Annotated in this window: 12 protein-coding genes; 6 read left to right on the top strand and 6 right to left on the bottom strand. The window is 61.5% G+C overall.

Annotated features, from left to right (window positions below):
* The 3 genes from M5B43_RS21895 to M5B43_RS21885 all read right to left on the bottom strand — a co-directional run.
* The coding region (locus tag M5B43_RS21895) for a biopolymer transporter ExbD (RefSeq protein ID WP_248752033.1) at nucleotides 1-338 on the bottom strand (338 nt) is incomplete at its 3' end.
* A 1-nt stretch (nucleotide 339) separates the two neighbouring features.
* Nucleotides 340-1,062, bottom strand: a complete 723-nt coding sequence (locus M5B43_RS21890; RefSeq protein WP_248752034.1) for a MotA/TolQ/ExbB proton channel family protein — start codon at nucleotides 1,060-1,062, stop codon at nucleotides 340-342.
* A gap of 51 nt (nucleotides 1,063-1,113) precedes the next feature.
* Nucleotides 1,114-1,920 (bottom strand): energy transducer TonB, encoded by an 807-nt coding sequence (locus tag M5B43_RS21885; RefSeq protein ID WP_248752032.1) that lies wholly within the window; start codon nucleotides 1,918-1,920, stop codon nucleotides 1,114-1,116.
* Nucleotides 1,921-2,590: 670 nt separating this feature from the next.
* Between M5B43_RS21885 and M5B43_RS21880 the strand changes: the two genes are divergently transcribed.
* Nucleotides 2,591-3,001, top strand: a complete 411-nt coding sequence (locus tag M5B43_RS21880; protein WP_248752031.1) for a hypothetical protein — start codon at nucleotides 2,591-2,593, stop codon at nucleotides 2,999-3,001.
* Nucleotides 3,002-3,117: 116 nt separating this feature from the next.
* Here M5B43_RS21880 and M5B43_RS21875 read toward each other — a convergent pair whose 3' ends face one another.
* A complete protein-coding gene (locus tag M5B43_RS21875; protein WP_248752030.1) occupies nucleotides 3,118-5,466 on the bottom strand; it encodes a TonB-dependent receptor in 2,349 nt (782 codons plus the stop codon).
* Nucleotides 5,467-5,621: 155 nt separating this feature from the next.
* Here M5B43_RS21875 and M5B43_RS21870 point away from each other — a divergent pair, with 155 nt between their 5' ends.
* Nucleotides 5,622-6,566, top strand: a complete 945-nt coding sequence (locus M5B43_RS21870) for a LysR family transcriptional regulator (RefSeq protein ID WP_248752029.1) — start codon at nucleotides 5,622-5,624, stop codon at nucleotides 6,564-6,566.
* Between the two features lie 134 nt (nucleotides 6,567-6,700).
* Nucleotides 6,701-8,308 (top strand): alkaline phosphatase family protein, encoded by a 1,608-nt coding sequence (locus tag M5B43_RS21865; protein ID WP_248752028.1) that lies wholly within the window; start codon nucleotides 6,701-6,703, stop codon nucleotides 8,306-8,308.
* Nucleotides 8,309-8,371: 63 nt separating this feature from the next.
* On the opposite strand, the gene M5B43_RS21860 is transcribed toward M5B43_RS21865, so the two are convergent.
* On the bottom strand, nucleotides 8,372-9,277 hold the full coding sequence (locus tag M5B43_RS21860) for a TauD/TfdA family dioxygenase (protein WP_248752027.1): 906 nt from the start codon (nucleotides 9,275-9,277) through the stop codon (nucleotides 8,372-8,374).
* Between the two features lie 180 nt (nucleotides 9,278-9,457).
* Between M5B43_RS21860 and M5B43_RS21855 the strand changes: the two genes are divergently transcribed.
* Nucleotides 9,458-10,378, top strand: a complete 921-nt coding sequence (locus M5B43_RS21855) for a LysR family transcriptional regulator (RefSeq protein ID WP_248752026.1) — start codon at nucleotides 9,458-9,460, stop codon at nucleotides 10,376-10,378.
* Between the two features lie 307 nt (nucleotides 10,379-10,685).
* Here M5B43_RS21855 and M5B43_RS21850 read toward each other — a convergent pair whose 3' ends face one another.
* Nucleotides 10,686-11,687: an ABC transporter substrate-binding protein gene (locus M5B43_RS21850; RefSeq protein WP_248752025.1), complete on the bottom strand. Its 1,002-nt coding sequence runs from the start codon at nucleotides 11,685-11,687 to the stop codon at nucleotides 10,686-10,688.
* 288 nt (nucleotides 11,688-11,975) lie between these two features.
* On the opposite strand from M5B43_RS21850, the gene M5B43_RS21845 reads away from it, so the two are divergent.
* Both M5B43_RS21845 and M5B43_RS21840 read left to right on the top strand, forming a co-directional pair.
* The gene (locus M5B43_RS21845; protein ID WP_248752024.1) at nucleotides 11,976-13,574 is read left to right on the top strand and encodes an ABC transporter permease; all 1,599 of its coding nucleotides are present in this window, start codon (nucleotides 11,976-11,978) and stop codon (nucleotides 13,572-13,574) included.
* A complete protein-coding gene (locus M5B43_RS21840; protein WP_248752023.1) occupies nucleotides 13,571-14,386 on the top strand; it encodes an ABC transporter ATP-binding protein in 816 nt (271 codons plus the stop codon). The genes M5B43_RS21845 and M5B43_RS21840 overlap by 4 nt, the downstream gene beginning before the upstream one ends.
* Nucleotides 14,387-14,418 lie beyond the last annotated feature (32 nt).

Below are 14,418 nucleotides of genomic sequence, written 5' to 3'. Positions count from 1 at the left end.
GCCACTTCGCCGTAGTTCACGCCATCGTCAGCCTGCAGTTGCACCCGCACATCGGGGTCCTTGGCCTTGGCCGCCTGCAGGTTGAATTCCAGCAAGTCCGGCTGGATTTCGTCCTTGTTGATAAACAATTTACCGCCGCCGTCGATGCTCACCACCAGCGGGTCTTTCTGTTCCACCGGCGCCACGGCCTGGGTCTTGGGCAGGTTGATCGGGATCGAGTTGGTCAACAGCGGTGCGGTGACGATAAACACCACCAGCAGCACCAGCATCACGTCCACCAGCGGCGTGACGTTGATCTCGCTCAGCACCTCATCACTGTCTTGCGTGGAGAAGGCCATCTCAGGACGCCTCCTTCACTTTTTGCGGGCTGCCGGCGCTGGCTTTGGTCAGTGCCGGGTGCAGCAGCACGCGGAACGAATGCTTCTGCGCCAGGCTGTAGAAGTCGTGGGCAAAGTCGTCGAGGTCGGCGGCCGTCAGCTTCAAGCGGCGCAGGAAGTAGTTGTAGACCAGCACGGCCGGCACGGCGACGGCGATCCCTACACCGGTGGCGACCAGCGCCGCACCAATTGGACCTGCAACGGTTTCCAGGCTCGCAGAACCGGCGGCACTGATCCCTTTCAACGCTTCCATGATCCCCCACACGGTGCCGAACAGGCCGATAAATGGCGAGGTGCTACCAATACTGGCGACCACAGCCAAGCCGGTTTCCAACGAGCGGCGCTCGCGCACGATCTGCTGGCGCAAGGCGCGCTCCAGGCGGTCCTGGTGGTTGATGGCCTGGCTCAAGTCCGCCGCGTGCGGTGCATCACCGACCTGGATCGCGGCATAACCGGCCTGGGCCACGCGGGCCGCAGCGCCCGGTTGGGTTTCAGCCAATTCAGCGGCGGAGTCGAGACTCGACGCCGCCCAGAACTGTGTGTGAAATTTGCGATCCTGGGCTTTGAGGCGGCCGAACTGCACGCCCTTGAGCAGGGCCAAGCCCCAGGTGGCGACCGAAAAGACCACCAACAGCCAAATCACCGCGCTTTCGATGGATTCAAGTGGAGATGCTAATGCCATGATGTTTTCCCTCTGTGCCGGTCGCGGTGTGTGCGACACACCGCTACCCAATAGTTAGTGAATCTTGAAATCGATCGGTACGCTGACCCAGCCGTCCTGGGCGACATCGCCCTGCTTGGCCGGCACGAAGCTCCAACGCTTCACCGCGCTCAGTGCGGCGTCATCAAGTTGCTGGCGACCGCTGCTCTTCTGGACCTGGATCTCACCCGGCTTGCCGCTGGCCAATACATGCACCCGCAACAACACCGTGCCTTCCCAACCACGACGCTGAGCCAGTGACGGATACTCCGGCGCCGGGTTCTTCAAGTACGCGGCGTTGGCCGAGGCAGGCGTCACCGGAGCCGGCGTAGGGGCAGCAACGGGCGCGGGCGGTGCCGGTGTGGGCGGCACAGGCGGTTGCTCGACCGCCTTGGGTACTGGTTTTGGCTCAGGCTTGGGCACCGGCTTAGGCTTGGGTTTGGCAACCGGTTTGGGCGGCGCCGGCTTGGCGGCCAACTCATCCACAACCGGCGGCGGTGGCTCCACCACCGGTGGGGGTGGCGGCACAGGCGGTGGCGGCTCGACTACCGGCGGCGCCGGCTGGGAAAATTCGATGGTCATCGGTGGAATTTCCGGCGGCACAATCGGCAGCACCGGGGTGGGCTTCTGGCTCACCCAATAGATCACCGCGCCGTGCAGGGCCAACACCAGCAAGCCCAGTACAATCCCCTCGCGACGGCTCGAGAAGCGCTTGGGGGTCTTCTGTAGACGCAATTGCCCCAGCGGCGCGCGATGCGGCCGGCCAAGGTCGACCAACTCACCACCCGGTGCCTGGCGCCATTGCGCCTCGGGTGCACTGGCGGCGGTCTGGACATTGCCCATTGATTCACTCCCTACGGTCTTGAAACCAAAAAACCGACGGGCCTGCATGGGAGGCCGTCGAGGGCTGAATCATCGGGGCCAGACGCTTATCTCTTAAAGTAACCTTTAAAGTTATACATAGACAAAAAATGAATAAGCGAAGCATCCTGAAACGCCAAAGCCACGTCCTACAAGGCTTCGGCGCTGGGCTCTGAATATCGATGCTTTTTAGGCATAAAAAATATTCACGCAAGACATGGGTTGAGCGCCGATTGGCCGGGTGTCCAAAGGTGCCAGAGAGTCCCCAACGGCCAGACAAGAACATCTCTTCGCACACTCTTGCTCGGAACCTGGAGCCGTCACCAACCACCCAGAGGTTCAATTCGACGAACTTGATAACACGTCACTTGATATCAGAACTCGCACAAGGATGAAGCCCTCATGAGTATCTATGTCCCTCACAGCAATCCAATCACCCGCTACCCACCCCGAGCGCCTTTGGCCAACACGCGCCTCCAGACTCAAACCGCCAACCCCTATACGCCGACAGCGCTTCTAAATGGTTTCAGACAACTGCGGGGCTCCATGAATTGCGTCACCGTCGCCGGGATAAAAGCAGCTATGCAGAGGTTTGGCGGCCCCAATGAGGTGTACTGGTCGGTAAAAAACCTCCGACGGGTTTGACGTCAGAATGAGAGACAACCACAATAAAAATTACCATGTGACAAACGATGAACTCGCCTATGCAGCCAGTTGCTCAGGGTTTACGGGCAACAACCAGACGATACTGAACGCTGCCAATTTCATGTATGCCGTCAGTGCCAAGCGGGCACAACTAGAGAACAATGATGGCTTTGCAGCTCACAGTTTTAGAGCGGCCGTAGATAGCTTGAATACCTGGGAACACACCCAAGAGGGCCTGAACCGGCTAGGGCTGCAAAACTATGTCCAGCAAACCACTGCGCAGGCATTGATCAACGGCGCACCGGGGGTCATGGCCGAGAACAACCATGTTTTCACAGTGCTCAATGGCAAAACAGACAATTACGGCCATGTGGGCTACACGCCAGCCCCCTGGGCTAAAGCCTTGAAGTTGCGCTGAGCACCCAAGAGCTCCTGCATGACACTTGACCACTCATTCATGGGCGGATTCGCCAGCTTGCCGGTGGTGTGCATGGGGGGCTGACGGTGTTCAGCCTAGCCCCCTATCGCACCGGTTCAGAAGTCGTAGCGCCCGGTCACGCCTAACGTGCGCGGTGAACCCAACAACCCTTCAGAACCCCCGTTACCGCCCGTCCACAGGGTGGTGTAGTAGGTTTTGTCGAAGGCGTTTTTCAGCCACAACGACACGTCCCACTGCCCCTGTTGATAGTTGCCACGCAGGCCGGTAGACAGGTTGACCACCGCATAGGCAGGAATCTGCCCGTAGTCGGAATCTTCCACTGTACCTACCGCCTTGGAACGGAAGGCATAGCTGGCGGTGATGTAGGGCTCCAAGCCATTGGCCAGGTTCCATTTGTACTCGCCGTTGGCGTTGGCGATCCACTTCGACGCACCGACCACCGGGTGCCCTGTCAGGTCGCAGGAGGCCGGTGCACCTGGGCGCAGGCTGACTTCCGGCGGGCACGGTGCATCCTTGTAAGACAGGTAGCTCACGTCGTTGAACGAGCCATTGATATTCAGGGTCAGGCCCTTGATCGGCACCACGGTGCTTTCCACTTCAACGCCCCGCGAACGCACGGAACCGGCGTTCGTCAGGTACTGCACCCGGTTGTCCTGGTCGTAGGCATTGGTCTGGTAGCCGTTGACCTGGGTCCAGAACAGGTTGGCATTGAGCTGCAGGCGGCGGTCCCACAGGGTGCTTTTAAAACCCAGCTCGGCGTTGTTGGCGCGCTCGGTGCCAATCAGCAATGAGTCGGCCCCGGCTGTCGGCGCAGAACCCACCGCCAGGTTGACCCCGCCGGACTTCTCGCCGTGGGACAGCGTCGCGTAACCCAGCAGGTTATCGTTGAAGTGATAACTCAAGTTGAGCAGCCCCGACGGTGTGGCGCTGTATTGAGTGAGGTCGCCCGAGTCATACGCACCGGTGCGTCCACGTCGTGCCGTGGCCGCCGCGCCCGTCACCGCCGCGCCGCCCAGCGGGGCATTGCGCGTGACCCAGGCGCTTTTCTCTTCGTAGGTACCGCGCAAGCCGGCGGTGAAGTCCAGGCGTTCGGTCAGGTGCCAGGTGCCCTGGGCGAACAGCGCAAAACTGTCGGTGCGGATATGCCCGTTGCCGACGCTGCTCACATCATTCAACGCACCGGTCGGCGTCCCATTCCAGATATCGGCCTTGGGCCCGTAGTAGGCGAAGGAGGTGTTATCCAGGGAATTGCCGAAGTAATAGGCGCCCAGCACATAGTCGAAGAACCCACCGGTGGGCGAGGCCAAGCGGAACTCCTGGGACCACTGCTTATCTTCCACCGATACACCGGCGTTGTAGGTCGCCGGCACGTTAAGGCCGTCATCGTTGCGCGGAGTGAAATTCCACCAGCGGTAGGAGCTGACCGAGGTCAGGGTGAAGTCGCTCGGCAGCGTCCAATTGGCCTCAAGGGACGTGCCGCCCTGGAACACGGTGACGTGCTGGTCGCTGTCCAGGTTGACCTTGCGATGGGTGCCGTCGACCAGGGTTGCCCCCGCCGCTGCGGCCCGGGATTGATAAAGGTTGGTACCATTGATCGTCGGCCCGGTGCTGTACAGCACGCGGGTACCCGCGCTGGAATCTTCTTCGTTGTAGTCACCGATCCAACGCAGGTTGAACGCCTCGTTGGGCTTGTACAGCAGTTGCCCGCGAAAGCCCTGGCGTGAACCACCATTGAGGTCATGGCCGTCGTATTCGTTCTTGATGTCACCGTCGCTGCGCGTGCGATAGGCCGAGAAACGCCCCGCCAAGTCGTCGTTCAGCGGGCCGGAGATCGTGCCCTTGGTCTGGAAATAACCGTCCTCGCCCAGCGAGGTTTCGATGCTGCGTTCCGGGGTAAACGTCGGTGCACGGGTGCTGATATTGATCACGCCAGCGGTGGTGTTCTTGCCGAACAGGGTGCCCTGGGGCCCTCGCAACACCTCCAGTTGCTCGATGTCCATCAGATCGAAAACGGCCATCCCCGGGCGCCCCAGGTACACGTTATCGATATACAACCCCACGCTGCCTTCCAGGCCATCGCTGGCCGGGTTGTTGCCCAAGCCACGGATCGACACGCTGGACTGGCGCGCATGCATATAGGCGACGTTGACGCTGGGCACCAGTTGCTGCAAATCCTGAATCCGATACACCCGCTGGCTTTCCAATGCCTGGCCACCGACCACGCTCATGGGCGTCGGCACGGCCTGGGCGCTTTCGGTGCGTCGCCGCGCAGTCACCGTGACGGTTTCCAGTTGGCCGCTGGCGCCCTCGCCCTCGCCGGCAGGCGCAGGAGTTTCGGCGGCCTGGCTGGGCGACCACGTGGCACTGCCGGCCAGCAACAGTGCCAACGGCAGGCGCTTGAGCCGCCAGGGTGAGGAAGGTACAGCAGGCTTCAACAGACTCATAAGCGGCTCCGGAACCCAGGAATATCCATCAACACATATTCCATAAAGTTATTTATTTATGTTTTTACGAACATTTACTGCATAAGAGATAGCCTTTATAAGGAGTCGACCTAATGCATAGCCAATGCATTTCCCGGATATTTTTGATGTGAAAAATGCATATCGACTTGCGCCAGCTGCGTCACTTCATCGCTCTCGCCGAACAGCGCAGTTTTGTCGCGGCGGCGTCGGCCGTGAACCTGTCGCAGTCGGCGTTCAGCCGCAGCATCCAGGCCCTGGAACACAGTGCCGGCTGCCAATTGGTGGACCGTGGCCGCAAGGACCTGGCGCCCACCAAACAAGGCCAGGTGCTGCTCGAACATGCACGGCGCCTGGTCAGCGGCGCCCAGCAGTTGGCCAACGAGATCAGCCAGTTCAATGGCCTGGAGGCCGGTGAACTGCGCTTCGGCTGCGGCCCGGCACCGGCGGCCGGGCTGATACCGCGTGCCATCGGCAGTTTTATCGGGCGCTACCCCAAGGCCCGCGTGCAATTCCAGGTCGATGACTGGCAAAGCCTGAGCAAACGCCTGCTCAGCGAAGAGTTCGAATTCTTCGTCGCCGACACGCGCCACTTCGAAGCCAACCCCGACTACCACACCTACCGCCTGCGGGCGCGCCGCTGGTATTTCTGTTGCCGCATCGGCCACCCGCTGGCCGCACGCGAGAGCGTGAGCGCCGCCGAGCTGATGAGTTATCCACTGGCCGTGACCATCCGCCCGCCGAACCTGCGCAAAGTCATCGTCGACCTCAGCGGCCGGCCGGACTACCTGCCCAATGTGGAATGCGAAAACGGCTACAGCCTGATGGGTGTGGTGCTGCGTTCGGATGCCATCGGCATCGTCAGCGCCAACAGCGATGTGCTGCACATGGCGCGGGGCGAGCTGGTGTGTTTGACGATCGACGGGCTGGCCGAGGACCTCGAAGAGCGTTACACCCGCTATGGCATCGTCAGTCGCGCAGGGTATCGGCTGTCACCGCTGGCGGAGGCGATGATCGAACAGATCAAGCAGATCGATGAGCGGGATGAGGACGTGTGTGCATTGGAGAATGTCGCTGTCTGAACCAGCGCTGCTCGCGAAAGCACCGCAAGCAACACCCATGCATTGGCTGCATCAAACCCAGTCCTCAAATGCACTTGCCAGCGCCCTGCCCGAACGGCGAAAAACTTCACCTGTCTTCCATTCGGTGAACTGCCATGACCCAACCCCAACCCGTGCGCAACGTGCTCTACATCATGTGCGACCAACTGCGCCGCGATTACCTGTCGTGCTACGGCCATGCTCATCTGCATACGCCGAATATCGACCGCCTGGCCGCTGCCGGCGTGCGTTTCAGCCGTGCCTACACCCAGGGCACGATCTGCGGCCCGTCGCGCATGTCGGCCTATACCGGGCGTTATGTCAGCAGCCATCAGGTGGCGTGGAACGCGGTGCCGCTGCCGCTGGAAGAATTGACGATTGGCGATTACCTGCGCCCCCACGGCATCCGCACCGCACTGGTGGGCAAGACCCACGCCACGCCAAACCTGGACGCGTTGCAGCGCCTGAATATCGACCCCGACAGCGCCCAGGCCGAGTCGCTGAATGAGGTCGGCTTCGACGCTTATCTGCGCCATGACGGCATCTACCCGGACAACCCATTGTTCGAGGATAAGCGCGAGTCCGCGCCCTATACCCACTACCTGCGCGAGCAGGGTTACAGCGGCGCCAACCCCTGGCATGAATGGGCCAATGCCGCCGAGGGCGAAGACGGCGAAGTGCTCAGCGGCTGGCACATGCGCAACGCCGGGCGACCGGCACGGGTGGCCGAAGAGCATTCAGAGACCGTCTACACCACCGACCGCGCTATCGACTTTATCCGCGAGCAGGCCGAAAAACCGTGGTGCCTGCACCTGTCCTATATCAAGCCGCACTGGCCCTATATCGCGCCCGCGCCGTATCACGCGCTATACGGTGCCGAGCATATCCAGGCGCCCATTCAACCTGGGCAAACCAGCGATCATCCGGTGTACCAGGCATTTCGTCAGCATGAGGAGAGCCTGAATTTTTCCCGTGATGAAGTACGGCTCACGGTGATTCCGACGTACATGGGCCTGATCAAGCAGATCGACGATCAACTCGGTCGGCTGTTCGATTTTATGCAAAGCAACCAGCGCTGGAACGACACGCTGATTGTGTTCACCAGCGACCACGGCGACTTCCTCGGCGATCACTTCCTCGGTGAAAAAGAATTCCTGTTGGAGCCTGCGGTGGGTGTGCCGTTGATCGTGCGCGACCCGCGCGCCAGCGCCGATATCAGCCGCGGCTCGGTAGACGAACGCCTGGTGGAAACCATCGACGCCCTGCCAACGTTTCTCGATGCGTTGGGCCTGCCAGCGGCAGAGCATCGCCTCGAAGGCCGCTCACTGATCCCGCTGTTGCAGGGCGAGCAACCCCTTTGGCGCCACTACGCCATCGCCGAATACGACTACGCGTTCCAGGCCCCGGCCCGCGAGCGCCTGGCGCAACCCATCGACCGTTGCCGCATGACCATGGTGCGCAGCGAACGCTGGAAGTACCTGGCCTATGACGGCTTCCGTGCGCAGTTGTTCGACTTGGAAAATGACCCACAGGAAGTGCACGACCTGGGCTCCGACCCGGCCTATGCGGCCGTGCGCGACACTCACGCGGGTTACTTGTTCGAATGGCTGCGCGGCTTGAAGCGGCGCACCACCATCAGCCACTCAGAGATCGCGCTGCGGGGCCAACGGTTTCGGTATGGTGAGCCGGAAGCGGAAAAAGTCGTGCAGATCGGCGTCTGGTAAACGCCACAAATCAAATGTGGGAAGGGGCTTGCCCCCTCCCATATGGTTGATCTTCAACCTGGCCTAAACACCTTTGGTAGTCTGGCTGCGCTGCCCCTGCACGCCCACCGGCACATCGCCCTTGAGCGTGACGCGGCGCACGATGCGTTCCTGGGTACCGTAGTCGTCCACCGCGTAATGCTGGGTGGCGCGGTTGTCCCAGATGGCAACGTCACCCGTGTTCCAGCGCCAGCGCACGGTGTTTTCCAAACGCGTGACGTGGCTTTGCAGCAGGTTGAACAGCTGCGTCGAATCCGCCTGGGAGTAGCCTTTCAGGCGCTTGACGAAGTGCCCCAGCAGCAAGGTTTTCTCGCCGCTGATCGGGTGGACACGCACCACCGGGTGTTCGGTTTCGTACACCGTGGAGGTGAAGACCTTGCGATATTCCTCGAGTTTTTCCACCGACACATCCGGCTTGCGCCCGGCATAGTCGTATTCGTTGCTGTGTACGGCCCACAGCTGGTCGGCCAAGGCGCGCAACTCGACGCTGAGGTCGTTGTAGGCGCTGGCGGTGTTCGCCCACACCGTGTCGCCACCAGACTTGGGCGCAAGCACCGAACGCAGGATCGAGGCTTTCGGGTAGGCGTCGACGAAGGTCACGTCGGTGTGCCAGGAATTGGCCCGCTGACCACGGGCGCCGTCCAGCTCCAACAGAAAGCGCGTGCCGTCGCGTACCGGCACCGTCGGGTGGGCAATCGGCTCGCCGAGCAAGTGGGCAAAAGCTTCCTGACGCTGGTCATCGAGGTGGGTCTGCTCGCGAAAGAAGATCACCTTGTACTGCACCAGCGCCTGCTGGATGGCCTCGACCGTCGCGGCATCCAGGTCACCGGACAGTTTGATGCCACGAATTTCGGCACCGATGCGGCCGGCGACCGGGTGGATGTCGAGCGCCTGGGCGACGGGTTGAACAGCTAATGCGGCGTTGCTCATTGTGATGACCCTCATGTGCCTGCTGATGGTGGATGCTTTCCAGCAACGCTCTACTCATATGCTTTTTAGATCTAGCAAACAAACAAATACTTCGTTGACGGAATAAGAGCTTGCATTTAAAACCTCAGCTCCCTCGGTCGCAAATGCCTTCGACCTATTTTTCACATGCAGGGAAAGCATATGGATCTTCGCCAACTGCGCTACTTCATCGCCCTCAACGAACACCGCAGTTTTGTTCGTGCTGCGGACGCCATGGGCATCACCCAACCGGCGTTCAGCCGCAGCATCCAGGGGTTGGAACAGGAGTTCGGCTGTGTGCTGGTCGACCGGGGCCACAAGGACCTGCGCCCTACGCCAGAGGGCCAGGTGGTGCTGCAACATGCCTTGAGCCTGGTGCACGGCGCAGCCCTGCTCAGCAGTGAAGTCACACGCATGACCAAGCTCGACGCCGGCGACCTGCGCTTCGGCTGCGGCCCGGCGCCGGCGGTGAAACTGGTGCCGGATGCGGTGGCACGCTTTATCGGCGCCCACCCGAAAATCCGCACCCGTTTCCAGGTGGATAACTGGGAAAAACTCAGCCGCAGCCTGAGCCGTGAAGAGATCGAATTTTTTATCGCCGACATCCGCCAGTTCGAGGCCGACCCGAACTTCCAGACCCGCGCATTGACACCCAAGCGCGGCGTGTTTTTCTGCCGCCCGGGGCACCCGTTACTGGCCAAGGACAGCTTGTCGACCAACGACATGTTCGACTACCCGCTGGCCGCGCCATTGATCTCCCAGGGCATTCGCAAACTGCTGGCCAATCTCAGTGGGCGCATGGACTTCTCCCCGAGCATCCAGACCGAACACTTCCCGGCGCTGGTGAAGATCGTGCTGCAATCGAATGCCATCGGCGTGGGCACTGAGGAAGCATTTGCCGAGGACATCGCCCAGGGTTCGCTGGTGCTGCTGCACTGGCGCAACCTGCCGCAGAACATGGAAACCTTGAGCGCGCGGTGCGGGATTGTCAGCCGCACGGGGTCGCGCCTGTCGCCGGCGGCCAAGGCGATGATTGAGACGTTGATAGAGGTGGACCGCCAGGACCTAAGCCTGGCGGTTTGAAGGGCCTCATCGCAAGCAAGTCGAGTCGTCGCACCGCCCCTCCCACGGGCGAACGTATTACAAATGTGGGAGGGGGCTTGCCCCGATAACCATCGGTATCGACACAACTTTTGAAGGCCGTCATATTTCCCCGTGGCGAGCGGGCTTGTCCCGCGCTGGGCTGCGCAGCAGCCCCAAAAGCTGTCTCTGCGGAGCATCGGGTACCCCGCATTCGTCCTTCTTTGGGGGCGCTACGCGCCCCAACGCGGGACAAGCCCCCTCGCCACAGGTTCAGCACTGAGGCCCCAGAGCCCAGGCACCCGTCAGCTCAGAGCCCCGCCGCCACCAACCCAGGCGCCACCCAATCACTCACTTGGAACGGCTTGCGAATCAGCCGTTCCTTCGACGCCAAGTCCACCGCGTCCTGCAATTTGCCGAGGAATACCGGGTCCAGGGTCGAGGGGAAAATCTCGCTGAGTTTCTGGTCTTTCAAATCATTGGTCAGGATCACCGACGGGTAACTGGCCAGCCCCGACACCAAGTCAATGTACGCCTGTTTGTTGTTGTCATCGGTCAACCACTGCACCGCTTGCTGCTGGGCCTTGAGCAACTTGGCCAGCGCGTCGGGGTGCTCGTCGACGAACTTGGCACTGCCCACCAATACCGCCTGTACGCTGCCGGCGCCTCCGATGTCCTTGGTGGTCAGCGGTATCTCGGCCAGCCCCTTGGCTTGCAGCGCGGTCAGGCCCGAGCCGCCCCACGTCGCGTCAATTTGCTTGGCGGCCAGGGCGGCAATGGCGGCGCTGAAATCCAGGTTGATGACTTTCAGGTCCTTTTCACTCAAGCCTTGGCTGGCCAGCGCGCTGTCGAACGACAACTGACTGGCCGTGCCACGGAACACCGCCACCCGCTTGCCCTTGAGGTCTTGCAAGGTCTTGATGCCCGAGCCCGGCACCACGCCGAGGTAATGCTTCACGCCGCGCGCGGAGGCGCTGAGCAGGCGGGTATCCAGGCCATTGGAGCGGCCGATGATCGCTGCCAGGTCACCCAGGTAAGCCAGGTCCACCTGCCCGTTGGCAAAGGCTTCGTTGATCACGGGGCCGGCGCCCTTGAAGTAATTCCACTGAATCTTGATGCCTTGGTCGGCAAAGGCTTTTTCGAAGATCTGCTGACTCTGCAACACGTCGGTGATACCGCCGCCACTGTGCTGGCTGCCGGCACTGAGGTCAGGCACGGCAATGCGAATCTCCTTGAGATCGGCCGCCTGCACCAGCCCAGCCAGGGCGGTGCTCGCGAACAGGGCGATCAGACGTTTGAAGGGCAGTTTCATAAGCGCAGCTCCTGGTGGGCGACGGTCGCCTGGTGAGCAGAAAGTAGGCACAGCCTGATCAAAACTTTAAATACTATAAATTCACAATTTAATAACATTTAGGACTATGCAGGTTAAAACGCAGGCTCCAGAGGGTTATGCATAAACAGCATCGAAAATATTCTTCGAATGCATTGGATGCGCACCGTGCTGCGGCTTTAAATGATTTTTCTTATCTCACAATCATCTTGATTGCGATTTTATAAGATCGAAATCACCTAAAGCATTCGGCGACAACGGAGGTCCTCCATGGCCCGAATTTCACTTCTGAGCCTACCTCTCGCGGCCCCCGCTAAAGGCACCGCGCTGCGCTGGCCGCACCTGGGCGCGCGCTTGTTGCCCTGGCTGCTGCCACTGAGCCTGTTTGCGCTGTGGTGGCTGGCCAGCCGCAATCACTGGATGAGCGAACAGATTCTGCCGCCGCCCTCGCTGGTGTGGAGCAGCGCGGTGGAGTTGGCCGGGGGTGAGTTATGGAGCCACCTGGCAATCAGCTTGCAGCGCCTGTTCTGGGGCCTGTTGGCGGGGGTGAGCGCCGGGGCGTTATTGGGCGCGCTCTTGGGTTTCAGCGCGCGCGCCGAACGCCTGGTGTTCCCGACATTCAGCGCACTGGCGCAAGTACCGACCCTGGCCTGGATTCCGCTGTTCATGGTGTTTTTCGGCATCGGCGAAACCCTCAAGCTGGTGGTACTGGTGAAGGCGATCGTGGTGCCGGTCACCCTGCATACGCTGGTGGGCGTGCGCGATGCCCAGCCGCATTTGCGCGAGGCCGCTCGCGTGCTGCGCCTGCCCACGCACCTGTTGATCCGTCGCCTGATCCTGCCCGCCGCGCTGCCGGCGTTTATGGCGGGCGTACGCCTGGCCCTGGCAGCAGGCTGGACATCGCTGCTGGCGGTGGAGTTGCTGGCGTCCAGCGAAGGCATCGGCTACCTGATGGTCTGGGCACGCCAGTTGTTCATGCTCGATATTGTCTTCGTGTGCATCGTAGTCATCGGCGTGTTAGGCGTGGTAATGGATCGCGGCGTCGGCTGGCTGGATCACAAATGGGTGCATTGGCCGCATCCGGCCACGGCGCAGATCCGGCGCGGGCCGCGCTATCAAGGCTGGCAGCGTTTGCAACCGTGGCTGCTGCCGCTGCTGTTGGTCGCGCTGTGGCAAGCAGCGACGCAACAGGGCTGGGTAGACCCGAACATTCTGATCAGCCCCTGGGCAGTGCTGCAAACGGCTGGCGCTGGAGTGCTGGATGGCAGCTTGAGCGGGGCATTGGGCAAAAGCCTGGGGCGCACGTTGGGTGGGTTGTTGCTGGGCGGCGGCTTGGGTTTTGCCATGGGCCTGTGGCTGGGGCTGTCGCAACGCAGCGAGCGGGTACTCGGCCCCACCCTGGCCGCCTTGCGCCAGATCGCGATTTTTGCCTGGGTGCCGTTGCTCACGGCCTGGTTTGGCCTGGGGGAACTGGCCAAGTGGGTATTTATCGCCCTCGCTGCATTTTTCCCATTGTTTATTGCCACGCAACGCAGCGTGCTGAACGTGTCACCGCAGTTACGCGAGGCCGCGCAAGTGCTGCGCCTGAACCTGTTCCAACGCCTGCGCCGCCTGGTGTTGCCGGGCGCGGCGGCAGGTATTTTCGCCGGCCTGCGCCTGAGCCTGATCTACGCCTGGCTGGGCACCATCGGCGCGGAATATTTCATGCCGTCCAATGGCGGCATCGGCAGCCTGATGATCGGCGCCCAACAACTGCTGCGCATGGACCTGATCATGAGCGGCATGCTCCTGGTCGGCCTCACCGGCGCGGCCCTCAACTTGATCGGCCAACGCATCGAAACCCGCGCCACCCGCTGGAGACACGCATGAACGTACCTATCGTCAGCTTCAACCATGTGGGCAAGAGCTTTGACGTCGATGGCTTCGAACTGGAGGCTATTCGTGAATTCAACCTGGACATTGCCGAAGGCGAATTCGTCGCGATTGTCGGCTCCAGCGGATGCGGAAAATCCACCTTGCTGCGCCTGCTGGTAGGGCTCGATACGCAGTTTCGCGGCCAGATCCAGGTCGACGGCAAGGCCGTGAGCGGCATCGGTGGCGAGCGCGGTATCGTGTTCCAGGAACACCGCCTGTTTCCCTGGCTAACCGTGGCGCAAAACATCGGCCTGGGCCTGGTCAACGAAGCGTTGAGCGAAGCCGAACGCACCCGGCGCATCCGCGACTTTATCGAGCTGGTCGGCCTCACCGACTTCACCCGTGCCTATCCCCACCAACTGTCCGGCGGCATGGCGCAACGGGTGGCGATTGCTCGCGGCCTGGTGGCCAGCCCGCGCATCCTGTTGCTCGACGAGCCCTTCGGCGCCCTCGACGCGCTGACCCGCCAGCAGATGCAGGACGAGCTATTGGCGATCCGCGCCCGCGCCAAGATCACCACGGTGCTGGTGACTCACGACGTGGAAGAGGCGATTGTCCTCGCCGACCGCGTGGTGGTGATGGAGCCCCGGCCTGGGCGAATCAAACAGGTCGTCGACATTGCCCTGCCCCATCCGCGCCAGCGCAGCAGCTTCGAATTTCACCAACTGCGCGAAGAACTGCTGCATGAACTGATCAGCGACGGCCACTACCAGCCGCCCGTGCGCGAACAGATTCGCGACCTGCCCCTGGCCTTTATTGCCTGCTGAATACGCCAGAGGCTGTAAGGCACAAACCTGTC

The organism is Pseudomonas sp. MWU15-20650, assembly GCF_023242475.1.
In the GTDB taxonomy this organism is placed as follows: domain Bacteria; phylum Pseudomonadota; class Gammaproteobacteria; order Pseudomonadales; family Pseudomonadaceae; genus Aquipseudomonas.
The sequence above is the reverse complement of the archived record's forward strand: the minus strand, read 5'-3'. Positions and strand labels throughout refer to the sequence as shown.